Consider the following 24,206-nt stretch of genomic DNA (forward strand, 5'->3'; position numbering starts at 1 on the left):
TGTTGGGCATATTTTGTTTTCAGTATAAAACATATCTGACGAGCAAAACAAGACTTTACATGGGTACAGTAAGCCAGGTGTAAAAGTTTCTATCCATTGCCAGATAATAGTTTGAGAGGCGTTATCTATCTTTTGGTTTAGGGAACTTCAGTTTAATTTGATAACTGATAACTGATTCATCCCCAATCCCCTGCCTCTTCGTTCTATAGAGAATTTATATGACAAAAAATTGATATATAGATATTTATTAATGCAGTATAATTTTTTTGTTTGTAAAAAATAAAACTATATATTTTCTATTTACCTCATATACTTTAAATATCCGAATTTTGCTCTGATTGGCACAAAAATGCTAATAAAATGGGATTTATGAAGATTGAAATTACATGGATAATCAAGTAAAAATACTTAAATCCAAGCTTTGCAGCAATGTATATTAGTAACAATGGCTCCCAATCTAGCCATTAAGAACATGCAATAACATTTTTAAAGATCCTCTCAAAATAAGTTTCTTAAAAAGACTTTTTTTGTAAAAATTAATAGAGTTATCGCCCAATAATGGGCATGTAAATTGCGTTTAGGTAAAGCTGATGCTCTTCGGCAAAGTTCTCCGGAATCGCTACAGAATCCTTAAGAAGCTGGGAAGCGGCGGATTTGGTGATACCTTTCTTGCTGAAGATATGGATTTACCTGGCAATCCCCAATGCGTTGTTAAGCATCTCAAAACTCGCAACCCTAATCCAGAAATCTTGCAGATTGCCAAAAGGCTATTCAACCAAGAAGCAGAGATTCTGTATCGACTAGGCAAGCGTCATGACCAAATTCCGGAACTTTTAGCTCATTTTGAAGAAAATGAGGAATTTTATTTGGTACAGGAATTTGTAGATGGACACGATCTAACTACAGAGATTATTCCTGGTAAACAGCTCAGTGAAGCTCAAGTACTAAAACTCTTACAAGAACTACTAGAAGTTTTGGCGGTTGTCCATGAACATGGTGTGATCCACCGAGATATAAAATTGCAAAATATTATGCGTCGTCAAGACGGAAAAATCGTCTTGATCGATTTTGGCTCCGTTAAAGAAATTAAAAGTTTAGCAAGTAATACCGAAGGTGAGGTAAACTCTACTATTGTCATCGGCACACCTGGCTACATCCCAAACGAACAAGCCAATGGTAAACCAAGGCTGTGTAGCGATGTTTATGCAGTGGGAATGCTAGGAATTCAAGCTTTAACAGGTGTACAACCACGTAAGCTACCCACTGATCCTTTGGATGGAGAAGTGGTTTGGAGTCATTTGGTTAATACTAGCAATGAGTTGGCAAATATTTTAACCAGAATGGTGCGTTGTAACTTCAAAGAGCGATATCAAACAGCAGCAGAAGCCTTGCAAGCACTCCAAGCATCATTGTCGCCACCATCAACAATACAGCAAATACCCCCAGCTAAAGTCAAAACATCATCTAGTTCATCTAATTCATCTAGTTCATCGTCCCGTAAACCCCAGACTCAAGGAATTAGAACTTTGGGGTTATTTAGTTTGATTGGGGTTGGGTTTAGTTTAGTGATTATTGGGGAGCGTTTTTTACCATTTTATTTGCAGGAAAATCAACCAACCAAAACCACCAGTCCAGCAGTAGAAACGATCAAAAACAAGTCAAAACCTTCACCATCAACACCAGCGAATAAACGCAGCAAAAATTTCTTTACGACTCCACCGACAATTTCACCATCAATATTCACACCGCAGCGTGAATCAAATCAGCCTGCGATCGCACCAACTCCATCTCCATCCCCAACCAAAAACAAAACAAAATCATCTCCACCTGTTGTTAAGGAAGAAATTAAACTATACACACCACCTCCAACACCTGAAAGCGAATCACAACCATTTCCAACTCCAACTCCAACTCCAACCAAAGAGGAAATTCAACCATCTACACCTCCACCTCCAACTGAAAGCGAGTCCCAAACACCCCCCCCACCAACGGAAGAGGAAATTCAACCATCTACTACACCTCCAACACCTGAAAGTGAATCACAGCCAACTTCAACTCCAACTCCAACTGTAACGGAGGGGGAAATTCAACCATCTACTAAGCCTCCAACACCCGAAAGTGAATCACAGCCATCCCCATCTCCAATCGAGAGTAATCCACAACCTACTAAATCCAGCACTGAAGAATCAAATCAACAAATGATGGTTGTACCTGCTACACCCGAAACTCAAGAGCCAAATCAGCAGATGACAATTGTACCTACAATACCTGAAACTGAGGAACCAAATCAGCAAAAGACGATTGTACCTGCTACACCCGAAACTGAAGAATCAAATCAACAAATGATGGTTGTACCTGCTACACCCGAAACTCAAGAGCCAAATCAGCAGATGACGATTGTACCTGCTACACCCGAAACTCAAGAGCCAAACCAGCAAAAAACAATTGTACCTGCTACACCTGAAACTCAAGAGCCAAACCAGCAAAAAACAATTGTACCTACTACACCTGAAACTCAAGAGCCAAACCAGCAAAAAACAATTGTACCTGCGACATCTGTAACTGAAGAGCCAAATCCAGAAAAAACGATTTTACCTACTACACCTGTAGCAGGGGGGTGAAATACAATACGATACGATAAATAATCTATAGGATTTGAACAATTAGCCCGTTAATCGCTGTTTACCTATGAAACCAGATGAGATTGAAGCAGTATTGCAAACAGCCTTTAATCGCTGTGAAACAGCTAACTGCCCTCTCACTGACATGCAAAAACAAATATTACTGCAAGTAGTAGAGCAAATTCAAGGCAACTGTGATCTAGAATTATCAGATCAACCTAACCCATTAGATGAGTTGACACCGCAAGAGTTACAAAGTTTTTTGCGGTATATTAAAGCACAAGAGAAACAAGACTTTTCATGGAAAGCTCAGTTATTAAATGACTGGCTACGTGAAAATAACTCTGGAGAGGTACAATTTATTCGCGATCGCTACGGTTTACAATGGCTCAACCGCATTCAGCCTTATCATTTTAATCAATATTCTTCTGAAGATATATTAAACCTAAAAGTGGGCGATCGCATTGAAGTCTGCAATGCACTGTGGGAATGGGTACAAGATAATGGCCCTTGTCCACGGGAATGGTTCCCTTGCCTTGTCATTCAAGTTGATGAAATTCAAAATGGCAATGGATCTTGTATTAATTGCATTGTTCGCTTTAATAACGGTGCTGAGTATGAAATTCAGGGTATTTACGAGTGGAATCGCTATAATTGGCGCTGGGTAATGAGTGGCGATCGCTAATTGATCAATCCAAAATCCAAAATCCTGTTAGAGGATGACTGGTTTGGAAGTTATCTTGAACCCATAATGTTTAATAATGAAGGGTGTAAATATTGAGATTTATTAAGTTAACATTATGAAGTCTTGGCGAGTATTAGCTGCCTTTATCGTAGCGATCGTGCTGCTGTTGTTTCCCCTGTCAGCAGAAGCAGCAAAATTTTCTAGCAGCCGTTTTGCAGGCTATAAACCAATGAGTAATGCAGATTTTTCTGGTCAAACTTTAATTGGTGAGGAGTTTGCCAAGGTAAAGTTGGATCAGGCTAATTTTAGCAATGCTGATTTACGTGGTGTTGTTTTTAATAGTGCATACTTAGAAAAAGCAAATTTGCATAGCGCTGATTTTACCAATGGTATTGCTTATCTAGCTGATTTCCGGAATGCTGATTTAAGTGATGCAGTTTTTACAGATGCAATGTTGCTCTATTCCACTTTTGATAATGTTGACATTACAGGTACTGATTTCACCAATGCGGTTTTAGATGGCCCTGAGTTGAAAAAACTTTGTGCTAAAGCAAGTGGTGTAAATTCTAAAACTGGTGTGTCTACCAAAGAGTCTTTAGAGTGTAAGTAATAGTTATTGGTTAGTGGTTGTTGGAACAATACGGTTCGGATAAGACAAATCAATTGACATTTAAACCCTGTAGAGACGTTGCAGTGCAACGTCTCTACATACCTAAAATTATGACGAAAAATTCTTAGTTTAATTTGTTTAAATCGTCTTCAGACGACTTGTGCTATTAGCTAAAAAAATAAACCCAAGCGCGGTATATTGAAAAAATTGGGATGCTCCTAAATGTTGATGATTGATTGTTAGTTGTTGGAACAATCAGCATCAACAATTAATCCACTCACAACTTTAATCTCATCATTAATTCAGTGTATCCACTTATCTTATTACAAGAATTAGTTAACTACTGCTGAGTTTCAGTAAAATTTCTCATACTTGTCATGTCATAAATATGTTAAACCAGTCTTACTAGTATTTACATATTTTGGCAATATGATTTTGTCCAGTTTTTACAATTATTTATTTTGTGTTTCATATTAAATAAGCAAGTTTTAATAACTATATTTTTTTGCTTATACAAGAATATAGTAAATTTATACTTTATTTTTAAGTTGATTAATACCTGGGAAAGCACTTATTTTATGTTGCAAAATCAAGTGAATCACAAAACAATACAAAAAACAGAACCAGATGCTTACATTGGCAAGTTTCTCAACAATCGTTATCTCCTCAGAGATATAATTGGCAAAGGTGGGATGGGTAGAGTCTACCTAGCAGAAGATATTGCAAAAGGTGGTATGCCAGTTGCAGTTAAGATTTTGTCAATGAATTTGGCTAATCAGCAATTGTCTCAACGCTTTGCCAAAGAAATTTTCATTGGCGCTCAACTAGGACGAAAAAGTAAACACATAGCTAGAGTATTTAGTTATGGTGTGACTGAAGATAAAATTCCCTACTATGTTATGGAGTATCTACAAGGAAAAAATCTCAAACAAATTCTCAAAAATGAGTCTTTCAAACTCTCAAAATTTTTAGAAATTTGTTATCAAATCTGTTTAGGTTTACAATGCGCTCATCAAGGTGTAAGTATTAAAGGGGAGATTTGTCCAGTTATTCATCGAGATATTAAACCAGAAAATATATTTATTATTGAAAATAATGTAAAAATTTTAGATTTTGGAATTGCTAAATTTTTAACTGATCGTTCTGGTATGGCACTAGCTGAATCTTTTATTGGTAGTTTACCTTATTGTTCTCCAGAACATATGGAAGGATGCAAACTCTTAGATGTGCGTTCTGATATCTACAGCTTAGGAGTGTTAATGTTTGAAATGCTAACAGGCAAACATCCATTCCAAATAAAAAGTAATTCTTTTGGTGAATGGTATCAAGCTCATCGCTTTGAAATACCACCTCTATTTGAAGAGGTGGCACCTCAGAAGAATATACCCAAGGAACTCAAAAAATTAGTAATGAGTTGCTTGGCGAAAGAAGTAGGCGATCGCCCCGCAAATGTTAACCAAATATTATTAAACTTAGAACAGTTACAGCGTCAATCTAATAATTTTATTGTTGACACCAAAAAAAATATTCAAACTCAGGAATTAGTACAATTAGTACCCGTAACTTCATTATCCGAAAAAATTTGTTTACAGAAGACTTGGCCGAAAAATAAACCAATAGCTTCAATTTGTTTTCCACATTTACTACTCACACAATATGGAAATGTACCTACTTTTTGGGCAATGTTATCTCAAAAAGAAATAAATAAATTTTTAGACAAAAATAATTCTACAGAATTTGTTTTAAAAAAAAATTTATATCCAATGGTATTATGGATAACAGTTTTATCTGATGTTCAAGTTCAATTAACAAGATGGTTATCTTGTTTTTTAGATTTAAAAGATATTAAAGGACAAAAAATAGTACAAAATTTAGCGAATACTGGCTACTATCATTTACTTTTCTTTGCATTGGAAGATCCTAAAGTGTGCGTTAACGTGATTACTCTAACTCTCACAGCAAGCCAGCGTCAGCAACTAAAAGATTGGTTAGAGCATAGCCAAAATTTCAATACTCTGATTTCGCCTAGAGAAAGCAAAACTATTTTGAAAACAGAATATGAAAAAATTAAACCACAAATTCTACATAAGCTACTAAAAAAGCTCAAGCAAGAACAATCTATTGTTATATATTGGCTATTTAAGTTATTTGGTAAATATTTCAATCTATTTAGTTGTTTTGTAAAATCTTTATAAACTGCCAAGAATTTTAATTCTTGGCTTATAGCTTAAGTCGTCTGAAGACCACTTCAAAATCTTTTAGTCCACTTGAAGTGGAGTTTTGCTGTTAGCCCTGAAATTTATTTCTCGGCGGGTTATGGCTTTTAAAACAACTTATAAATTAAAACTAATAGTTACCATAGTATTTTAATACTTGACATTTTTTGTATTATCTGATATTTGCCTGTAAAAGTACGCAAATAAAAAATTGAGGTAATATCTCGTATCATAGATTTAACTCAATAATAACTATTTAATAAAAACATATAAGAATTTTTTACAGTAACTATCGCTGAATTGTCTAGGTAAATAATTCCATTTTGAGAGCTATTAAGGATAATCTATATTTTAACAAGATTAAACAAATATAAATTTGTTTGAACTCCCATAGCAACGTTGTCTGGAAGTAACGGTTGTGTTTTTACAACCGCCATTTGGTTTTGCTGTAAATTTAGAGGTGAGTTAATGACTCAGTTCCTACTTGAAACGGTTTGGTTAATACCTTTATATGCCTTAATAGGTGGGCTTTTGGCTGTGCCTTGGTCGCCGGGAATTATTAGGCGTACAGGGCCAAGACCAGCAGGTTATGTCAATTTGATCATGACATTTTTAGCGTTTATTCACGCTGTTTTAGCATTTCCTGCAACTTGGAACCAGCCAGCTTATCAAGTATTTATACCTTGGTTGAATACTGCGGGTTTAAACCTGTCCATTGATTTAGAAATATCCTCAATCAGTGTGGGCGCAATGATTGTAGTTTCTGGCTTAAATTTGCTAGCACAGATTTATGCCATTGGCTACATGGAAATGGACTGGGGTTGGGGACGTTTCTATTCTTTGTTGGGAATGTTTGAAGCGGGACTATGCGCCCTTGCCTTGTGTAACAATTTATTCTTTAGCTATGTAATTTTGGAAGTCCTGACTCTAGGAACCTACTTGTTAGTTGGGTTGTGGTTTAGCCAACCTTTAGTAGTCACTGGTGCGAGAGATGCATTCTTAACTAAACGGGTAGGCGACTTATTCTTGTTAATGGGAGTACTGGGAATCTGGCCTCTCACAGGAACTTGGAATTATACAGAATTAGCCGAGTGGGCAGCGACTGCTAATGTTGATCCAATACTAATTGCATTAGTCGGTTTAGCACTAATTGCTGGGCCAATGGGTAAGTGCGCCCAATTTCCTTTGCATCTGTGGTTGGATGAGGCAATGGAAGGGCCTGTTCCCAGTACAATTTTGCGTAACTCGGTGGTGGTTGCTAGTGGTGCATGGGTGCTAATTAAACTACAACCTGTTTTTAGTTTGTCGCCGATAGTTTCTATGGCGATGGTTGGTATCGGTGCAATCACAGCAGTAGGTGCTTCTTTGATTGCGATCGCTCAAATTGATATTAAACGCTGTTTGTCTTATTCTGTTAGTGCCTACTTGGGTTTGGTATTTATCGCCGTAGGTACAGAGCAAGATGAAGCTGCGCTGTTGCTAGTACTTACCCACGCTTTGAGTGCAGCTTTGCTAGTAATGAGTACAGGGGCTGTGATCTGGAACAGTATTACTCAAAATGTTACCCAATTAGGTGGACTATGGTCACGTCGTCCAATATCTGGATTAGCCTATGTAGTAGGTATTTTAGGGCTAATTGGTTTTCCGCCCTTGGGTAGCTTTTGGGCATTATTAAAATTAGCAGATGGACTGTGGACAACAAAACCTTGGCTAATTGGAATAGTAATAGCAGTTAATGCTTTGACTGCTTTTAGTTTAACTAGAGAATTCTGTCTGATTTTTGGTGGTAAGTCTAAGCAAATGAGTGAGCGATCGCCCGAAGTTAGTTGGCAAATGGCGCTACCAATGATGATTTTGCTGGGCTTTACTTTGCATCTTCCTTTAATTTTGCAGAGTTTATCACTCTTACCAAGTTGGGCTGACCTAAATAAAGATGTTGCACTACTTTTAATTTGGTCAAGTATTTTTGGTTGCAGTATTAGTGCTGTAATTTATTTGGGCAATGTACCAAAACCAATTCGCCTACCTTGGAAAGGTTTACAAGATTTAATTGCTTACGATTTTTACACTCCCAAACTCTATCGAATGAGCATTGTTTTGAGTGTTGATCTCCTTTCTAAACTCGCCGACATTGTTGATCGTTTTGTAGTTGATGGCATTGTTAACATGGTTGGTTTAGCTTCTATTGGTGGTGGTGAAAGTCTCAAATATAGTACCTCTGGACAAACCCAATTTTATGCCTTCACTGTTCTTTTAGGAGTCGGTGTTTTAGGAATATTCGTCACCTGGCCCTACTGGGGAAATCAGTTTTTAGACATGATGTTTTAAAGATGCATATTCTATAATCCTAATACAGCAAGGATTCGAGAGATTATACCAAATGTGCATCTTCCCTTTGTTGTCATCTGCAATGCCCCTATTGATCGGCTGCGATATTGTACCAAGAAAACTTGATTTTTCTTAAGCACTCAGTATAAAAGCAAAATCCTTAATATAATGAGCAAACTTCATAAAATTAAGGTAGCTTTATTACCTATCTTTTTTAAGTATCCTTGATTTATACTGCTATATAGCAATTATCAAGCTATTATTTTGGTATTGGAGGAGCATCTTAATGAGCGGAATTGTTTCGAGAAGAAATCTACTAAAGCTAGGTGCGGGAGCAGTAGGTACAGGAGTATTAACAGCCGGAGTTGGCTCTCAATTAATTTCTCCACCAAAAGCAATTGCTCAAAATAACATATCTCCTGATCAAGCATTAAAACAACTCCTAGAAGGTAATAAACGGTTTGGTGAAAGAAAACGGAAAAATCCCCATCAAAGTTATACACGTATAGCAGAAGTTGCCAAAGGTCAAAAACCGTTTGCTTCTATTCTTGGTTGTGCAGATTCCCGTGTTCCAGCAGAGATTATTTTTGATCAAGGATTTGGAGATTTATTTGTCTGTCGTGTAGCTGGTAATGTTGCCACACCAGAAGAAATTGGCAGCTTAGAATTTGGCAGTTTAGAATTAGGTGCAAAAGTAATTATGGTCTTGGGTCATGAAAGATGTGGTGCGGTAACTGCCGCAATCAAAGGTGGTGAAGTTCCTGGTCAAATTGGTAGTTTAGTAGCTGCTATCCAACCAAGTGTCGAACAATCAAAAAAACAGCCTGGAGATAAATTAGAGAATGCTTGTAAAGCCAATGTTATGGCACAAATAGAAAATTTGAAAAAATCGACAGTTCTTGCTCAATTAATTCAAGAAAATAAGCTGAAAATTGTTGGTGGGTACTATGATTTAGATACTGGCAAAGTCACTATGGTAAGTTAGCAAGTTTACGAGCGATCTGACAACCTAAGTTTGAAGAGTTTGTAGTGAGCGCTAAAGCGCTCACTACAAACTCTGGATTTAACTCATAGATCAAGAAGCTTTTACCTGCCGGAAATTATTGATTTACATCAAAGTTTGAAAACACCTATTTACTATCCCAACTTATGCTGAGTGTTTTAATTTGGCTTCCGATTTTTGCGGCTGCGATCATTGCCTTATTACCTAGAAGTATTTCTGCTAATCGTGTGCGTTTAGGAGCATTATTTGCTTCTGGAATAGTACTGTTGTGGAATCTTTTTCTCTTACTCAAATTTGATATTAACAATCCAGGAATGCAGTTACAAGAGTATATTCCCTGGATTGAAACTCTTGGTTTAAGCTATCAGATTGGAGTAGATGGACTTTCAATTTTACTGCTGGTTTTAAATAGTTTACTCACTTGGATTGCAATTTACAGCAGTAACCAGCAAACAGAACGTCCCCGACTTTTTTACTCTCTGATTTTGTTAGTGAGTGGTGGAGTCGCAGGTGCATTTTTAGCAGATAATTTACTGCTATTTTTCCTATTCTACGAATTAGAATTAATACCCTTTTATCTACTAATTAGCATTTGGGGTGGGCAAAGAAGAGCATATGCTGGGATTAAGTTTCTGATTTATACAGCTGTTTCCGGTGCATTAATTCTGGCTTCCTTCTTAGGTATTGTCTGGCTGACTGGTTCCACTAGCTTTAATTACGATGCTATTTCTACTCAGACTTTATCTGCAACAATGCAAATTGTCCTTTTGGCCGGAATCATACTCGGTTTTGGGATCAAAATCCCCTTGATTCCCTTCCATACTTGGCTACCAGATGCTTATGTTGAAGCTTCCGCACCGATCGCAATTCTGCTTGGTGGTGTGTTGGCAAAATTAGGAACCTACGGAATATTGCGGTTTGGGATGGCGTTATTTCCCGATGCTTGGAGTACGATCGCACCAACTTTAGCACTTTGGGGTGCAGTCAGTGCCATGTATGGGGCAGTAACTGCGATCGCTCAAAAAGACATCAAACGCATGGTAGCATACAGTTCCATCGGTCACATGGGTTACATTCTCCTAGCTGCTGCTGCTAGTACACCCCTCGCCCTGGTTGGTGGTGTTGCCCAAATGGTTAGCCACGGTATAATTCTCGCTATTCTCTTCCACTTAATCGGAGTTGTAGAAGCCAAGGTGGGAACCCGCGAGTTAGATCAACTCAATGGTTTAATGAGTCCCGTACGCGGTTTACCTCTGATCAGCGCCTTACTAGTTTTAGGCGGTATGGCTAGTGCTGGTATTCCTGGAATGACAGGATTCATTGCTGAATTTATCGTTTTCCAAGGCAGTTTCTCTGTCTTCCCCATCTCTACCCTATTATGTGTAGTTGCCACAGGTTTAACAGCCGTTTACTTTGTCATCCTCCTCAACCGTACCTGTTTTGGTAAACTCGACAACAACCTCGCCTATTATCCACAAGTCCAGTGGCACGAGAAAATGCCAGCCTTGATTCTATCAGCTTTGATCTTATTCTTAGGAGTACAACCCACTTGGTTAGTGCGTTGGGCTGAACCAACTACGACAGCTATGGTTGCAGCGATTCCGCCTATCGAAAAAGCCGCCACCCCACAAATAGCCCTTAAATAAACGCTAGTAGTTAGTGGTTAATCAATTCACAATCTCGAAAGTTCTTGTTTAAACCTCGAAAGTTCTTGTTTGAACCCCGAAAGTTCTGGTTTGAACCTCGAAAGTTCTTGTTTGAACCTCGAAAGTTCTTGTTTAAAACCCGAAAGTTCTTGTTTGAAACCCGAAAGTTCTTGTTTAAAACCCGAAAGTTCTTGTTTGAAACCCACTCCCCACACTCCCCACACTCCCCATATCTCCAATCCCCAATCCATAACAAAAGGAATTAAAAAATGGTACAAACTCCAGATAAAACAGCGACTAAATTACCGCCTTCTAATCATGAATTTGCAGAAGTAATTCATCGTTTAGAAGCTGGCGGTTCAATGTTACCAGATACGCCAGAAAATCTCATGCAAATTATCGGCATTTATAAAGCTTATGCAGTGCCGATGGATTTCTACTGGCGTGATCTACTTTATATTGCTGAACAGGTATTTTTAGATCCGCTTCCCTTTTTTAAATACTTTATTTCTCAGGAGTATTTAGAGCGCCATAATCATTATGCTGGTGATGATGCTGATTTGCGAATTTGGCGAGGTGAAGCAACAGCACATCCAGAACTTTTGGCATTTATGGAAAAGGGCGAAACCTTCAAAATGCCAAAATTACTTCATCATTTGTTTCATGATCGTGTAAATATGGAATTCGCCGAAGCTTGTATGCGCGCAATGCTTTGGCACCGTCAGATGTATGCGCCAGTAAATCAATTTGATGCTTATCTCGATAGTGAAGAATATAAAGTCAATGCCGATCGCGCAATTAAGGCATACTTCCAAGGTAATCCCTTAATGTTGGGACTCTATAAACTGTTTCCAGACATGTTTTTGGAACAGTGTCGCCAGATGTCTTATTATGCAAACCTGGGCTTGTTTTGGGAAGTTATGGCACCAGTTTTCTTTGAAATGTCGGATATCTACGATGAAGGCGGATTTAAAGGTGTCCCCGATGCGATGAATTTTTTGGTAAATGGAATTTTTGCGATCGCAGGTCGTCCCATTTACCATCATGTTTATATCAGGGGTGAATGTTACGAAATCATCCCTAAATCTAAGGGTTTTACCTGGCTTTATGAGGCAGCATTACCCTATGTAGAAGCTGTTTTCTATCGTACTGCCCCATTCCGAGGTACAAAATCTTACAATGCTCAAGCTAGACAAGTTCCTGAAAAACAAGAAGATTTCCACTATGGTATTTTGTATGCCGATGTATTTCCTGTAGGAACTGCGGGCATTCCACCCACACTTTTAATGCAAGATATGTTGCATTTTTTGCCCCAATATCTTCTAGATTATTATAAAAATTATTGTCGTGGTGAAGATGATATGTTGATTCAATTGGGAATTACTTTCCAACGATCAATGTACAATGTTACCTCTGCTGTCATTCAAGCTTTACGAACTGCACTTTTATATCCATTAGATGATCCTAATCCCAAACATTTACAAGCAAATCGAGAATTTTTTGAAGCACAATTAAATCGTTTTTGTCGCCCTGAATATAACATGCGTGATGCTGCCCGTCTGCGCCAAATTCAGGGACAGGATTATAGGTAGTCAGTTATCAGTTATCAGTTATCAAATTAAATTGGTAACAGTTAACTGTTAACTGATTTATGCCCAATGCCCGATCCCTGCTCCTGGCTCCCTCCTCCTTGCGGTACAAGACGAGTGTAGTAAAAGTGGTGCAATCTAAGAGTAGTGTAAAAATTTAGTAAATTATGGACGCTGCAAAACGCCTTGCTACTCTCAACCGCATTCGTAAACTTAGCCGACTGATGGATACATCTATACGTATTCCTTTGATCGGCTTTCGCATCGGGCTAGACCCCATAATTGGTCTAGTTCCTGGTGCTGGCGATTTAATTAGTACAGCATTTTCGGCTTATATTATATATTTAGCTACTCGCTTTGGTATACCACGCCAAGACCTAACCAAAATGATTTTCAATGTTGGTTTAGAAGCAGTTGTTGGTACAGTGCCTTTAGTGGGTGATTTATTTGATGCTTTCTATAAATCCAATATTCGTAATTTGGCAATTTTAGAGCAACATTTAATGGTAGTTGAACCGGAACTTGAAGAACTTGAAGAACTTGAAGAATTGGTTTCAATTAATTCTTAAAATGCACATTTTATAATCCTGATATATAAAAAATCTTGATATGATGCTAGAATAGCGAAGGCATAGCTATAATTTTGCTATCAATAAGTATAAATCTTTTTTGGAGAGGTGGCAGAGCGGTTGAATGCGGCGCACTCGAAATGCGTTTTAGGGGAACCTAACGGGGGTTCGAATCCCCCCCTCTCCGTTTTACTTGTATAGTAAGCATTCTAGGAGTTAGCTAATTTTGCTTAGTAGTTAAATTGATTGAAGTGGTTGCAATACGGTTGGTGTTAAGGATTTTTCGGCATTATTTAAAGAGACGTTCGTCAAGCCAAGCCAAGCTAGCACCAGTGATTTCTGCAAGCATACTGACCAGACGATAGACAGCTATTGCACTGATGACTACCGCAGTAGGAAAATAGTTTTGTAAAAGCGCGATCGCAGTTGCTTCAAACACACCTAATCCACCAGGCGCACCCGGAACAACAAGCCCAAGTAACCAAGCAAAACTAAAAGCTGTGAATAATAAGGGAATTTGACTTAAATTTAAAGAACTCAAAGCATAAAAAGTTAAAATAAATCCGATACCGCGCAATCCCAAAAATCCTATCTCTCCCAATAAAGGTAACAGAGGGTAGTTTTCCATAGTAAAACTAACATCTGAAGGTGAAGTATTTGTGGGATCAGACTTTTTTGCCTTCAAGCGATGCATCAAGCGAATTAATAGGTTTAAAAACCGGGGATGAAGCACACACAGCACCACAACCAAACCTAGTATTTGCCCTATATGTATAGTTAAATTAGTATTTGTTTGAACAAATAAACTGCTTGATAAGACAACAATTAAAGCTGCTGCTGCCATAAGTAAAGGTTCTAGTAACACACTTAGAGTAGCTACAGCAGTAGAAATATTGGCATTTTTTGCTGCCATAATTCGTCCATAATAATGCCAAACATTACCCGGCAAATACTTAGCAAGGTTGGTTTGCAGATAAACTTGGATAAACTGCACAGATGATACGGGTTGATTTAAATGTTTGAGAATCCAAGTCCAAATCCAGCCAGCCCAAGTATGTCCTAATAAAGTTACACCAGTTGCGATCGCGATAATTGCCCATCCTACTGCATCAATGCGAATAGCAGTAATTCCTTGCCAGTTATCTTTTAAGGCTGTCGCCAAAAAAAACAGCGTTCCACCCAAAATCAACCAGCGTAAAAATTTTTTAATCATTGCAGAGATTTAACTGTTCGGCTAGCCTTTGGTTAAACACCTCAAATCATACATTAGAGGCAGAGTATTTGGGTAACAATTATTTAAATTCCTGCAAATAATTAAACCTAATATCTTATCTCTGTGTTGATTAAATTTTTCCTCCCATATGATTTCTTCTACTTATATCCATCTTAAGTTAGATAAAAATAACACTAAATTAATAACAAGAATGTGACTTACGCTAGAGGAAAAGTCTCCTTTCAAATACGTATTCTAAGAAATTGATTGTTGTCTTAAACAAAAATCAACTCCAGCAATAAAGCTAACTGAGTTTCATCATTACTCAGACCAAGTCATTATATTTGTTTGTTCTTGAAAGGAGGAATGGGTGAAAAGTTTAATTGCATTTGTAAAAAAACTAAGCTTGCGGCAAGTTTTAACTGTATTTTTTGCAGGATTATTGTTTTTAACTGGTACTATTTATACTAGTGGGTATGCTCAAGCAGCACAAATAAAGTCACAAATCTTGTTGGCTGATGCAGATCAACAATCTGAACTGCTTTACCCTGGCGCGGAAACTCCAGTAGGTCGAGCCTATAAAGAGGGAGAATTACCAATTAAATCTGAAAAAGATTTCCGTCCAAATTCTGGTAATCTAATTCAGAATGAACCAAGTGTAAATCAAAGAGCAAAAGATAGAATTGAAACTGTTAAAGAAGCAGTAGAAGAAGCTTCAGGATTTTTGAAAGACAAAGGAAATGAAGCTGCTAAAAGACCAGAATTGCAGTCTAATCCAGCAGTCAATAAATAAAGGTTGGTTCAAATCTCAAAAGATTGAGTTTTGCTGAATGTTTCATTAATTTAAACACAATAAGGAGTTCCGAATGAATAAAGTAATCTCTTGGGTCAAGAAAGTTAAGTTACATCAAATCTTCACTGTTTTTTTAGCAGGAGTTCTAGTATTCTTCACGCAAGCTTGTTCTCCTTCCACAGCTGCTCAACCAACACAATCTCCAAAGGGCAATTCTGAAGTATATGTTCCCAAGGGTGATGATGTGATCAATCCCTACGAAGGTGGGATGAATAACTTTAGTGATAGAGATCCAAGAGCAAAAAGTGATGCAAAAGCTAGAGGCGAATACCTAAAAGAAAATGCTGCTCAAAACCAAGCAGAAAAATCTACCAATAACCCCCTCGAAGCTATTCGTCGTGTAGGTTCGGATACAGGTAACTTGGGTAAAAATGTTCAGCAAAAAGCTGAAGATGTAGGAAACAAAACTCAAAATAATGCTGAAGATTTTGCCAGATCAACCAAGCAGGGACTTAAAAATATCAAAGACAACGCTCAGGATGCTGGTGATTACACCAAAGATGTCACTAAAAAAACAGTTAGAGACACTCTCTCAGACTAGATTGCCTAAGTTGAAGTAGATTAAAATATTCCTCACCCTTTTAGGGTGAGATTATATCAATAAAGCCTGCCTACGCAGGCTTATTTAATGAATGACCAAACTCTAGAAACTTTACAAATTATGCGAGCCTTACTCCTGCAAAACTTGAAGTTCTCAATTCCAACAGCCCTAGCATTTACGCTTCTTGGCTATCTTATTAGTCTACCAATGAGTTTTTTGGTTAACTCAGATGCGGCAAGGTGGAAATTCCATCTCAATCATTCAGTTAGCATTGAGACGGATAAACTTCGCGAACTAGAAAGATTTCAGGCTATGGTAGCTCTTGGAGGTACAGTTATAGGAATTGTAGTAGCCCAGACAACTTTCGTTGTACACGCATTTGCAGTAGCTAATCGCCGAGCTAAGAGCTAACAATTTGTAAATGCCAATTTTGTAGTGCTAGTCTTTGAATTTCTCGCCAAGGAATATTATGTTTCCGGGCTAATTCTGCACAATCTTCATATTCTGGTTGAACATTATTTATAACTCTATTATTTGCATTTCCTGTCCATGCTACTTTAACTCGTACTACACCATATTCTGTTTCTACTTGTTGAAAATCTCGCTGCAAAATAGCACGTTGTTGCTGAAAACGACGAATACCTAAAGTTGTGGTTTCACGAAATAAAATAGTTTCACAACTGAGTAGATTTTCTGGGGGACAAATTACTGTCAGCAAGATACCTGGGCGGGATTTTTTCATCCCTATAGATTGAGTAAAAACATCGACTGCACCTGCTGCAAATAAAGCCTCAAACAAATAACCGATCGCTTGAGGATTTAAATCATCTATTTGGGTTTCTAATACTGAGATGGTTTCTAAAGTTGGACTAGTATTGGCAACAGATGAGCGATCGCTAATTCCGACATCTGTAGCTTCCCCCAACCATAGGCGTAATATATTGGGAATTGATAAGTTAAGATTACCTGCTCCCAATCCAACTTGTCTAATACTCATTGGAGGTGGTGAACCGAATTCTTTCGCAAGTGTAGTGGCGATCGCAGCACCTGTAGGTGTCACCAGTTCCCGTTCAATCCCGTTACTATAAACCGGACAGCCCCGCATTTCCCATAACTTTAACACTGCTGGTACTGGTACTGCCATTTGTCCGTGAGCAGCATGTACTGTTCCCCCGCCAGTCGGAAATGCTGAACAGTAAAGCAAGGGTAATCCTGTTTCGTCACTCTCAACGCCCAACCAATCTAATCCTAAGCAAGTACCCACAATATCTACAATCGCATCAACTGCACCGACTTCGTGAAAGTGAACTTTTTGAGGAGTTATACCATGCACTGCACCTTCAGCAACTGCTAACTGTCGAAATACCGTTAAACTCCAAGTTTCAACTCTTGCAGGTAAGCCAGCGTTGAGAATGATTTGTTCTATTTCTGGTAAATGACGGTGATGGTGGTGATCATGATGATCATCATGGTCAGATAATAAATCAACATGAACTTTCGTCGCTTGTTGACCATGACGCTGAACAAGTTCGGTCCACAATTTATATTCCTGTACAATACCTAAATGATTAAGTTTGTCTATGAGGTATTCCAAGGGAACACCCAGGCTTACCAATGCTCCGAGACACATATCACCGGAAATTCCCGATGGACATTGAAGATAAGCAAGTTTAGTCATATATCTATTTTGTTAGTAGTCAGTTGTTAGTAGTTAGTTATTTGTTATTCGTTCATCTTTTACCACTATCCACTATCCACTAACCACTATCTATCACCCCAATCTATGGCAAAAATTTTCTTAGTTCATCCTGATAATCCCCAGATCCGCCGAATAGAGGAGATAAAGACAACACTGTCGGATGGTGCAGTGATGCTTTATCCTACTGATACAGTTTATGCGATCGGTTGTGATTTAAATGCTAAGTCGGCGGTGGAACGAGTGCGGAAAATCAAACAGCTAGCAAACGGTAAACCATTGACATTTTTATCTCCATCACTTTCCAATGTAGCGACTTATGCAAATGTCAGCGACACTGCCTACCGAATTATGAAGCACCTAATTCCGGGGCCATATACGTTTTTGCTACCTGCCACAAAATTAGTTCCACGTCTGGTGCAAAATCCGAAACGCAAGACTACTGGAATTAGAGTGCCAAATCATAAGGTGTGCCTAGAACTGCTGTCAGCCTTAGGAAATCCGATCATTTCGACTTCAGCACATTTACCACCAGATGAGACAAATAATGGGACTTTGGGAGTGGAAGAAGAACAAATTTTATCACGAGTAGAATTATTTGACCGTTTGGAAGGATTGGTCGATGTCATTGTAGACACTGGTGAGGAACCAAACTATCAAGTGTCTACAATTTTGGATTTAACGGGAGAGGAACCAATGATGATCAGGCAAGGTTTAGGTTGGGAAAGAGCTACAGCATGGGTATAGTAAATTAACTTCACTGGGTATGAATTTAATTTCGGAAACTGTAAATAAAAAAACACCACTTTCATGATTGTCATACAGACAAAGCAAACCGCTCTTAGGAGCATTACAGGGATAAATCTTTGCAGATTAAGGGTTTTGGCTATTTTGGGGTGGTCAAGCAAATTCATGCATTAGCCATTGTTAAGTTGCTTATAGAAAAACCGACACATTGCCTTACCTGGAACTTGCGGATGTTTCTTACATTCTTAAATGTAAGCAGCGCTTGCGGTGATTATTAAGCAATGAAAGCTTAATTACTGTGGCGTCTGTTGCCATGTCGTTACGGTGCAGTACCACTCCCAACAAAGATCATGAAAGCTAATTCTGCTAATCTACCAAACGTTACACCAATTTCTCATAGCTACAGTGATGCTTTAATCCAATTTTTATATAAAGAAATACAAGCACACTCTAAAGCAGCACCTGGTTGTATGCAAGCTGTAGCAATGCGTATAGCCAAAGAAGTAGAGCGTATATGTGATAAAAGTCATCGTATCCAAAAATCAGGGCAAGTCAAGACTTGGTTATTGACTCTAGGACGCCATCGTTTACAAAAATGCTTGCATTATTACAAATTGGGTTCCAAGCAGGGACGAGTAGAATTACATAGTTGCTTAGGTGCTATGGTATACCGTCATATTGGAATTGCCGGAACTGAGTTAGGATTTCAAGCTCGCTACAACTTAATTGAAGATTTCCTCCAAGCATTTTATATTGAAGCCATCAAAGCTTTTCGTCGGGAAAATGAATTACCCGAAGATTACACCCCCCACACTCTGCTACAACTAGCAGAATACATGGCTTTTACAGAACAATATGCTAAACGTCGCATTAATCTAGCTGGCGGTGCTAATCAGCAGTTGATTATCCTACGCGCTCAAACTTTTGCTCGGCGTCTACCCCAAGAAACCAATGTAGATTTTGAAATGGCAACAGAAGCTGCTAGGACTGAAGATGCAGAATCCTATCAGCGTAATTCGGCGGTGCAACAGTTGCGATCGCAAATGATTTCTCAACCAAGTTTTGATCTAGCTGAAGATAGCGAACGCGATCGCGTCATCTCAGAATTGACCAAATATTTTGAATCCCAAGGTCAATACGACTGTATAGATTATCTGACATTAAAACTTCAAGATTTATCAGCACCAGAAATTGACCAAATTCTTGGTTTAACAAGTCGCCAGCGAGATTATCTCCAACAACGTTTTAAATACCATGTGGAAAAATTTGCTCGTACCCATCACTGGCAATTAGTCCATCAATGGTTGGGTGTGGGTTTAGAACAAAAGCTAGGCTTGTCTTCTCAACAGTGGGAACAGTTTTTAAATGAACTTTCTGAGCAACAACGACAGATATTGCAACTTAAAGCTGCTAAACACACAGATCAAGCGATCGCCAAAAGCCTCAAATGTACTCCCAAGCAACTACAAAAGCGCTGGACTCAGTTGTTAGAACAAGCATGGGCTATCCGTAATGGAAATGCAGAACTTCAGACTGGTTGAGGGTTGGTTGTTTTTATTTCTTATTAGTTAATATTGACTAATGACTAATTTATCTAAGTTTATTTGTTGCAGATGCTTACTCTAAATAAATTACTTATATATTCTCTATTTTTTTCCATCAATGAGGGAAATACTGTAGGGAAGCACCACATTTATCATCTCTTAAATAGTGCAGTAAAAAGTAAATTTTGTTTTTAATTTTAGTAAAATTTAAATTGTATATTTAATATTTTCTCAAAGAATTTTAAACAAAAAGATCCCCGACTTCATAAAAGTTGTCGGGGATCTTGCTTTCTCAATTTTTACAACTTATTTTAGGATTGGTATCAGAACAAAAAAGGTTAAAGCTAGAAAAGTGCCATTTTTATTAGCAAACATGCTAAAATCCAGTTTTGTGCAAGTTTTTTAAAAAAACTCAAACTAACAATCCCATTACATTTTTGGTGTGGAAGTGTCAAAATATATATAAATCGCGCAGACCACAAAAAACCTACAGTCAAGACCAAGGCAGTTTAAAATCAAATGTTTGATGGATTTTGGGATAACGTCTTTCGCTACCAGCGCTACTTCATCACTACCCTGTTAGGCATTTTGTTGAACACGTTCGCACCATTAGCACCCTTGTTAAAACGTCCAGTAACATTAATTGCCCTTTTGGGCTTTTTGGCTGGTGGACTAGTATTTGTAACTCTGACTCTGCGCGCCATGCTAGGTTTGAGTACAATTTGAGTCCAAACTTACACAGAGGATGTATTCTCACAACTGGATCGGGTAAACTGACAAAAATAGAAAAATTTTTTTGACTACCCAGTCCCCAACAAATCTTGATACTGTTAACTTAGTATAACCTCTGTGAGGAGGCATGTTTTTTATGGCTACAAATCGCCGCGTTTCCCGCGTTGCTGAATTAATTAAACGGGAAGTTAGCCAAATGCTACTCAATGGCATAAAGGATGACCGTGTGGGTACGGGAATGGTAAGTGTTACCGATGTTGACGTTTCTGGCGATTTGCAACACGCTAAAGTCTATGTGTCAATTTATGGCACAGAAGAAGCAAAAGCAGAAACAATGGCTGGCTTGAAGTCAGCGACAGGTTACGTCCGTAGTGAACTTGGCTCACGGGTGCGCCTACGTCGTACGCCAGAGGTAGTGTTTATCGAAGATCATTCGATAGAACGCGGTACAAAAGTGCTGTCGTTATTGAATCAACTCGAACTTCAACGTAAGCCAGAAAATTTTGAAAATGATGCCGAAAATGGTACAGAAGATGGCGAATCTGCGAAATCTGTAACTTAAACAACAATTTATTCGCACAAATTAGCTATGCATTTTACAGACACGACCTATTCGTGTCTGTTTCAATATATTTAATAAGGTTTTAGTAGCGCTTTAACACGAGTTCAATAAATTTGCTTTAACCTTTGTGGTAAAACTCTTCTCGATAGGAGGAGAAGTTTAAGAGGTAAGCTGATGTGCATTTAAACTAGGATTTTTGAGAGCTATACTGCTTACTGTGTCGAGATTGCTCGCTCGATTTAAATGCTGAACAGCTTAATACCATTTCACGTTAATCACGATACACATAAATTTTGTAGAGACGCGATATATCGCGTCTCTACAGGGTCTGTATTTGTATCAGATTTTTTGTGAAATGGTATAAGAGGTTTTATCTTTGCCTCGTAACAGAAAGAGGAAGTGAGACAGAGTAAGTTGAACTCATGTTGCTTTAGCACCGCTAGAAAAGACTTTACATTTATTTACAATTAGACCTCTTGCAAAAATAATAAAGAACCCCTCCCAAACCCTCCCCGTATCGGGGGAAGTGAAGAGGGTTAATTCGGCTTTTGGGAGAGGTCTAGTATTTATCGAATCTTGAACTCTCCTGGATTTGAAAAACCAGAATTCTGTTGACCAAGCCCCTTTGGGATGGGTGTAAGGGTGTAGGGGTAATATATAGCCCCAAAGTTCACCCGTTCCAAGCCCCTTAATTCATTAATGGAAAATATAAAAAGTATTAACCTCGTACGTAGTATGAGGTTAATGGCGTCCTTGTTTCAAGCCCCTCAAGAAGATTGATGGGGTTTCCCCTATACCCCTACACCTTTCAAGGGTAGGTTTCTAGGTTAATGGTTGGATTTTGTTTTTTATTGATAGTTATTGAAAAATCCAACATTTAATAACTAGCAACTAACTGACAGCACAAACTTTCCCATGCATTAGAAAGTTCGTAATCATTTTTCTCAGCTATGAGAAGAATTTATAACATCAACCAAAGTTAACAATCAATGACAGAATGGTTTACGTTGCTTAATATTGGTGGATGAATAAATACAATGTTGTTGATTTAAACATGTAATTTCAGCAATTTTACTGTTAACTCAAGATGGGATAACTACTCAAATATGTGAATTCCAAACCACTACAACAGCTAGCTTAGAGGTATATCAACATCATATAAAATTTACGATCAAGATTGCTACAAATCTTTCTATGAGGAAATTTGTTTGATAGTAGTGTTAAACTTCAGCTATTGGTTAAAAGTTTATTTAAGAAATTATTAACAAACAAACCTCTATAAGCTTGAGTGGTGTATTGTAGCCCTTATAGCTTGCAGCACTTTATACATATAGTTCAACTAGATATTCCCTGATTGTTTTTTCATATAAAATGCCAGCGTATAGGACAGTCAATTACATAGATTCTTGAGTGTGTTAAGCATTAATTTGCCAAATATCTGGTTTTTGTTTATGGATACCAATATTTAATAACTGCCGTATTCAAAAGCAAGCAAACACTCACTCTAACAACAACTTGAATTATTTGATTTCAGGGAGTAAAAAGAAAATGTTATGACTATTTGACAAAATTAACATTTATTTACATAATTTTATGATGTGTAGCGTCAAAATGAAAATAGTTCCGTATACCAAATTACAAAATCCCAGTTATAGGCCTACTCATTGCTATGTTTGTTCCTAAAAGATTTTTGGGAACACTACTTACGTGTAAAATTTCTGAGTAAAGATCATGAGTGTTAATACGGTGCCCTCTATCAGCTACTACTCTTTAGACGTGATTCAAGACGAAGCGCGACAACTTGTGCAGAAGGGAGTGGTTAGCAGACAGCAACCAATATATACTCTCTGCCAATACATACCAGCTCGTGAGTGGGTGTGTATTGAATGTGAATTAGAAAAGTGCGACTTCCTCTTACGCGATCGCATCGGCGATCTGATTGGTCGGGAAGAATGGGAAAACGACTAATCAACAGAAAACGATTGATATTAGATTGGGAATATATCTATTTGGATGTGTGAATTTTCTCAAAAAAGATTCAACGCCCAATTTCAAGGTAGTCTCTGGTTGTGTGATTAGTCTTTCCCGATCTAGACTCTTGTAATGACTTATTTGTTGTCTATTCTTACTGTTTCTCGGATCAGCAATATACTACAGCAAACTGTACGCCATACTTTCAGGCGCAAATACGCAGAGGCTGAAATTGATTTAAGCAAGTTTATTGATTATGCCGGAGTAGTTTGATTTTGGCAACTACTCCGGTAATTTTTTGTTTTGGTTAGTGTTCTAACAACTAAGCAACTTCCTCTAAATACAAATTCACATCTTCTATAACACGGGTGAGTTCTGCTTCCGTAGTCAAGCGAATGTTGATGTCACGGATGGTGAGTAGAATTTTCGCAGCAAAGGGTGTAGGCCAAATATTGGGGTTACAGAAAATCTCTAAAAATACTTCTCCTGTATAACGATATTCCATTGGGCGTTGGGGACTGGCTTTTCCAGCGCCCGGAACAGCTTTAGTAGCAACCGCTTTAAGACTAATCATCAACTGTTCTAGCGCTGCTTTTAGTTCTTGTGCTGCTTGGGGTGAAAAGCTAAAACAGACAGAACCCTCAACCAAGTTAAGTGTCAGGTGATTTCCAGACATGAGCTATTTTTTAGATTTTTAGTACAGATACCATTTTCCTGGTACAGGTAACATCAATATCCGTTTGTTTGTCAATAGTAATGATTCGCAAAATCTTAAGATGTGTTGTTAGTTGTTGGTTGTTTGGCGATGGAATTGAAAATCACTATTTTCAAACACCCTCTTAAACAGAGGAAAAGACCAAGAAAACTAATGAAAAATCCTCTGACAAATGCTAATAAATATAGTTGCTTGAGTAATGGTATAGCCCAATTATAATCAGGTTTGTAGATGCTATTAATTAAAAAATATTTCAATAAAGTACGGTGATAAATTGGCGTTACAGCAAGATAGAATCTTTACTGCGTAAGAGTTTGATACATTTTGACGATGTATTTAGTTCTACACTTAGAACTCATAGAACA

At 37.9% G+C, this 24,206-nt stretch carries 21 protein-coding genes and 1 tRNA gene; 18 read left to right on the forward strand and 4 right to left on the reverse strand.

The genetic code is table 11. From position 1 onward, the window contains the following. Positions 1-590: 590 nt before the first annotated feature. The 7 genes from AC5JMK_RS24055 to AC5JMK_RS24085 all read left to right on the forward strand — a co-directional run bounded on the left by AC5JMK_RS24055 (position 591) and on the right by AC5JMK_RS24085 (position 11,109). Positions 591-2,621: a serine/threonine-protein kinase gene (locus AC5JMK_RS24055; protein ID WP_096677411.1), complete on the forward strand. Its 2,031-nt coding sequence runs from the start codon at positions 591-593 to the stop codon at positions 2,619-2,621. Positions 2,622-2,688: 67 nt separating this feature from the next. Next, positions 2,689-3,306, forward strand: coding sequence for a hypothetical protein (locus AC5JMK_RS24060; RefSeq protein ID WP_096677412.1), 618 nt, complete (start codon positions 2,689-2,691; stop codon positions 3,304-3,306). Positions 3,307-3,421: 115 nt separating this feature from the next. Next, entirely contained in the window at positions 3,422-3,916 is a 495-nt protein-coding gene (locus tag AC5JMK_RS24065) for a pentapeptide repeat-containing protein (RefSeq protein ID WP_096677413.1), read from the forward strand. 578 nt (positions 3,917-4,494) lie between these two features. Continuing rightward, positions 4,495-6,111: a serine/threonine protein kinase gene (locus tag AC5JMK_RS24070; protein ID WP_495911193.1), complete on the forward strand. Its 1,617-nt coding sequence runs from the start codon at positions 4,495-4,497 to the stop codon at positions 6,109-6,111. Positions 6,112-6,600: 489 nt separating this feature from the next. After that, complete coding sequence (locus AC5JMK_RS24075; protein WP_096677415.1) at positions 6,601-8,460, forward strand: NAD(P)H-quinone oxidoreductase subunit F; 1,860 nt, start codon at positions 6,601-6,603, stop codon at positions 8,458-8,460. Positions 8,461-8,746: 286 nt separating this feature from the next. After that, positions 8,747-9,445, forward strand: a complete 699-nt coding sequence (locus tag AC5JMK_RS24080; protein WP_096677416.1) for a carbonic anhydrase — start codon at positions 8,747-8,749, stop codon at positions 9,443-9,445. A gap of 164 nt (positions 9,446-9,609) precedes the next feature. Further along, positions 9,610-11,109: an NADH-quinone oxidoreductase subunit M gene (locus tag AC5JMK_RS24085; protein WP_096677417.1), complete on the forward strand. Its 1,500-nt coding sequence runs from the start codon at positions 9,610-9,612 to the stop codon at positions 11,107-11,109. Between the two features lie 26 nt (positions 11,110-11,135). On the opposite strand, the gene AC5JMK_RS24090 is transcribed toward AC5JMK_RS24085, so the two are convergent. Then, positions 11,136-11,360, reverse strand: a complete 225-nt coding sequence (locus AC5JMK_RS24090) for a hypothetical protein (RefSeq protein WP_495911194.1) — start codon at positions 11,358-11,360, stop codon at positions 11,136-11,138. A gap of 18 nt (positions 11,361-11,378) precedes the next feature. Here AC5JMK_RS24090 and AC5JMK_RS24095 point away from each other — a divergent pair, with 18 nt between their 5' ends. The 3 genes from AC5JMK_RS24095 to AC5JMK_RS24105 all read left to right on the forward strand — a co-directional run bounded on the left by AC5JMK_RS24095 (position 11,379) and on the right by AC5JMK_RS24105 (position 13,454). Beyond that, the gene (locus AC5JMK_RS24095) at positions 11,379-12,701 is read left to right on the forward strand and encodes a CO2 hydration protein (protein ID WP_096677419.1); all 1,323 of its coding nucleotides are present in this window, start codon (positions 11,379-11,381) and stop codon (positions 12,699-12,701) included. Positions 12,702-12,865: 164 nt separating this feature from the next. Next, on the forward strand, positions 12,866-13,267 hold the full coding sequence (locus AC5JMK_RS24100) for a DUF4112 domain-containing protein (protein WP_096677420.1): 402 nt from the start codon (positions 12,866-12,868) through the stop codon (positions 13,265-13,267). A 102-nt stretch (positions 13,268-13,369) separates the two neighbouring features. Continuing rightward, a tRNA-Ser gene (locus tag AC5JMK_RS24105) sits at positions 13,370-13,454 on the forward strand. Positions 13,455-13,556: 102 nt separating this feature from the next. Here AC5JMK_RS24105 and AC5JMK_RS24110 read toward each other — a convergent pair. Next, positions 13,557-14,480 (reverse strand): lysylphosphatidylglycerol synthase domain-containing protein, encoded by a 924-nt coding sequence (locus tag AC5JMK_RS24110; RefSeq protein WP_096677421.1) that lies wholly within the window; start codon positions 14,478-14,480, stop codon positions 13,557-13,559. A 370-nt stretch (positions 14,481-14,850) separates the two neighbouring features. On the opposite strand from AC5JMK_RS24110, the gene AC5JMK_RS24115 reads away from it, so the two are divergent. The 3 genes from AC5JMK_RS24115 (at position 14,851) to AC5JMK_RS24125 (ending at position 16,285) form a co-directional block, all read left to right on the forward strand. After that, positions 14,851-15,273 carry a DUF6658 family protein gene (locus AC5JMK_RS24115; protein ID WP_096677422.1) on the forward strand — a complete coding sequence of 141 codons (423 nt, stop codon included), beginning with the start codon at positions 14,851-14,853 and terminating at the stop codon, positions 15,271-15,273. A gap of 73 nt (positions 15,274-15,346) precedes the next feature. Further along, positions 15,347-15,874: a DUF6658 family protein gene (locus AC5JMK_RS24120; RefSeq protein WP_096677423.1), complete on the forward strand. Its 528-nt coding sequence runs from the start codon at positions 15,347-15,349 to the stop codon at positions 15,872-15,874. Between the two features lie 87 nt (positions 15,875-15,961). Beyond that, a complete protein-coding gene (locus AC5JMK_RS24125; protein ID WP_096677424.1) occupies positions 15,962-16,285 on the forward strand; it encodes a hypothetical protein in 324 nt (107 codons plus the stop codon). Here AC5JMK_RS24125 and larC read toward each other — a convergent pair. Beyond that, entirely contained in the window at positions 16,275-17,552 is a 1,278-nt protein-coding gene (gene larC, locus AC5JMK_RS24130; protein ID WP_495911195.1) for a nickel pincer cofactor biosynthesis protein LarC, read from the reverse strand. The two genes, AC5JMK_RS24125 and larC, sit on opposite strands and share 11 nt — an antisense overlap. Positions 17,553-17,657: 105 nt before the next feature. Between larC and AC5JMK_RS24135 the strand changes: the two genes are divergently transcribed. The 5 genes from AC5JMK_RS24135 to AC5JMK_RS24155 all read left to right on the forward strand — a co-directional run bounded on the left by AC5JMK_RS24135 (position 17,658) and on the right by AC5JMK_RS24155 (position 23,123). Beyond that, entirely contained in the window at positions 17,658-18,317 is a 660-nt protein-coding gene (locus AC5JMK_RS24135; protein ID WP_495911196.1) for an L-threonylcarbamoyladenylate synthase, read from the forward strand. A gap of 350 nt (positions 18,318-18,667) precedes the next feature. Next, positions 18,668-19,858: a HetZ-related protein gene (locus tag AC5JMK_RS24140; protein WP_096677427.1), complete on the forward strand. Its 1,191-nt coding sequence runs from the start codon at positions 18,668-18,670 to the stop codon at positions 19,856-19,858. 522 nt (positions 19,859-20,380) lie between these two features. After that, the gene (locus tag AC5JMK_RS24145; protein WP_096677428.1) at positions 20,381-20,587 is read left to right on the forward strand and encodes a DUF751 family protein; all 207 of its coding nucleotides are present in this window, start codon (positions 20,381-20,383) and stop codon (positions 20,585-20,587) included. Between the two features lie 142 nt (positions 20,588-20,729). Further along, the gene (gene rbfA, locus AC5JMK_RS24150; RefSeq protein WP_096677429.1) at positions 20,730-21,155 is read left to right on the forward strand and encodes a 30S ribosome-binding factor RbfA; all 426 of its coding nucleotides are present in this window, start codon (positions 20,730-20,732) and stop codon (positions 21,153-21,155) included. Positions 21,156-22,886: 1,731 nt separating this feature from the next. Beyond that, positions 22,887-23,123 (forward strand): DUF4327 family protein, encoded by a 237-nt coding sequence (locus AC5JMK_RS24155; protein ID WP_016858973.1) that lies wholly within the window; start codon positions 22,887-22,889, stop codon positions 23,121-23,123. 325 nt (positions 23,124-23,448) lie between these two features. Here AC5JMK_RS24155 and AC5JMK_RS24160 read toward each other — a convergent pair whose 3' ends face one another. Continuing rightward, positions 23,449-23,802, reverse strand: coding sequence for a hypothetical protein (locus tag AC5JMK_RS24160; protein ID WP_096677430.1), 354 nt, complete (start codon positions 23,800-23,802; stop codon positions 23,449-23,451). Positions 23,803-24,206: the final 404 nt, after the last annotated feature.

Source organism: Pelatocladus sp. (assembly GCF_059505505.1).

Bases quoted from the DNA above. Each gene is read 5' to 3' on its own strand.
- AC5JMK_RS24110 (WP_096677421.1), bottom strand. From the start codon at position 14,480: ATGATTAAAAAATTTTTACGCTGGTTGATTTTGGGTGGAACGCTGTTT.
- AC5JMK_RS24160 (WP_096677430.1), bottom strand. From the start codon at position 23,802: ATGTCTGGAAATCACCTGACACTTAACTTGGTTGAGGGTTCTGTCTGT.
- AC5JMK_RS24080 (WP_096677416.1), top strand. From the start codon at position 8,747: ATGAGCGGAATTGTTTCGAGAAGAAATCTACTAAAGCTAGGTGCGGGA.
- AC5JMK_RS24060 (WP_096677412.1), top strand. From the start codon at position 2,689: ATGAAACCAGATGAGATTGAAGCAGTATTGCAAACAGCCTTTAATCGC.
- larC (WP_495911195.1), bottom strand. From the start codon at position 17,552: ATGACTAAACTTGCTTATCTTCAATGTCCATCGGGAATTTCCGGTGAT.
- AC5JMK_RS24145 (WP_096677428.1), top strand. From the start codon at position 20,381: ATGTTTGATGGATTTTGGGATAACGTCTTTCGCTACCAGCGCTACTTC.
- AC5JMK_RS24120 (WP_096677423.1), top strand. From the start codon at position 15,347: ATGAATAAAGTAATCTCTTGGGTCAAGAAAGTTAAGTTACATCAAATC.
- AC5JMK_RS24070 (WP_495911193.1), top strand. From the start codon at position 4,495: ATGTTGCAAAATCAAGTGAATCACAAAACAATACAAAAAACAGAACCA.
- AC5JMK_RS24055 (WP_096677411.1), top strand. From the start codon at position 591: ATGCTCTTCGGCAAAGTTCTCCGGAATCGCTACAGAATCCTTAAGAAG.
- AC5JMK_RS24125 (WP_096677424.1), top strand. From the start codon at position 15,962: ATGAATGACCAAACTCTAGAAACTTTACAAATTATGCGAGCCTTACTC.
- AC5JMK_RS24090 (WP_495911194.1), bottom strand. From the start codon at position 11,360: ATGGATTGGGGATTGGAGATATGGGGAGTGTGGGGAGTGTGGGGAGTG.
- rbfA (WP_096677429.1), top strand. From the start codon at position 20,730: ATGGCTACAAATCGCCGCGTTTCCCGCGTTGCTGAATTAATTAAACGG.
- AC5JMK_RS24075 (WP_096677415.1), top strand. From the start codon at position 6,601: ATGACTCAGTTCCTACTTGAAACGGTTTGGTTAATACCTTTATATGCC.
- AC5JMK_RS24140 (WP_096677427.1), top strand. From the start codon at position 18,668: ATGAAAGCTAATTCTGCTAATCTACCAAACGTTACACCAATTTCTCAT.
- AC5JMK_RS24095 (WP_096677419.1), top strand. From the start codon at position 11,379: ATGGTACAAACTCCAGATAAAACAGCGACTAAATTACCGCCTTCTAAT.
- AC5JMK_RS24100 (WP_096677420.1), top strand. From the start codon at position 12,866: ATGGACGCTGCAAAACGCCTTGCTACTCTCAACCGCATTCGTAAACTT.
- AC5JMK_RS24135 (WP_495911196.1), top strand. From the start codon at position 17,658: ATGGCAAAAATTTTCTTAGTTCATCCTGATAATCCCCAGATCCGCCGA.
- AC5JMK_RS24155 (WP_016858973.1), top strand. From the start codon at position 22,887: ATGAGTGTTAATACGGTGCCCTCTATCAGCTACTACTCTTTAGACGTG.
- AC5JMK_RS24085 (WP_096677417.1), top strand. From the start codon at position 9,610: ATGCTGAGTGTTTTAATTTGGCTTCCGATTTTTGCGGCTGCGATCATT.
- AC5JMK_RS24065 (WP_096677413.1), top strand. From the start codon at position 3,422: ATGAAGTCTTGGCGAGTATTAGCTGCCTTTATCGTAGCGATCGTGCTG.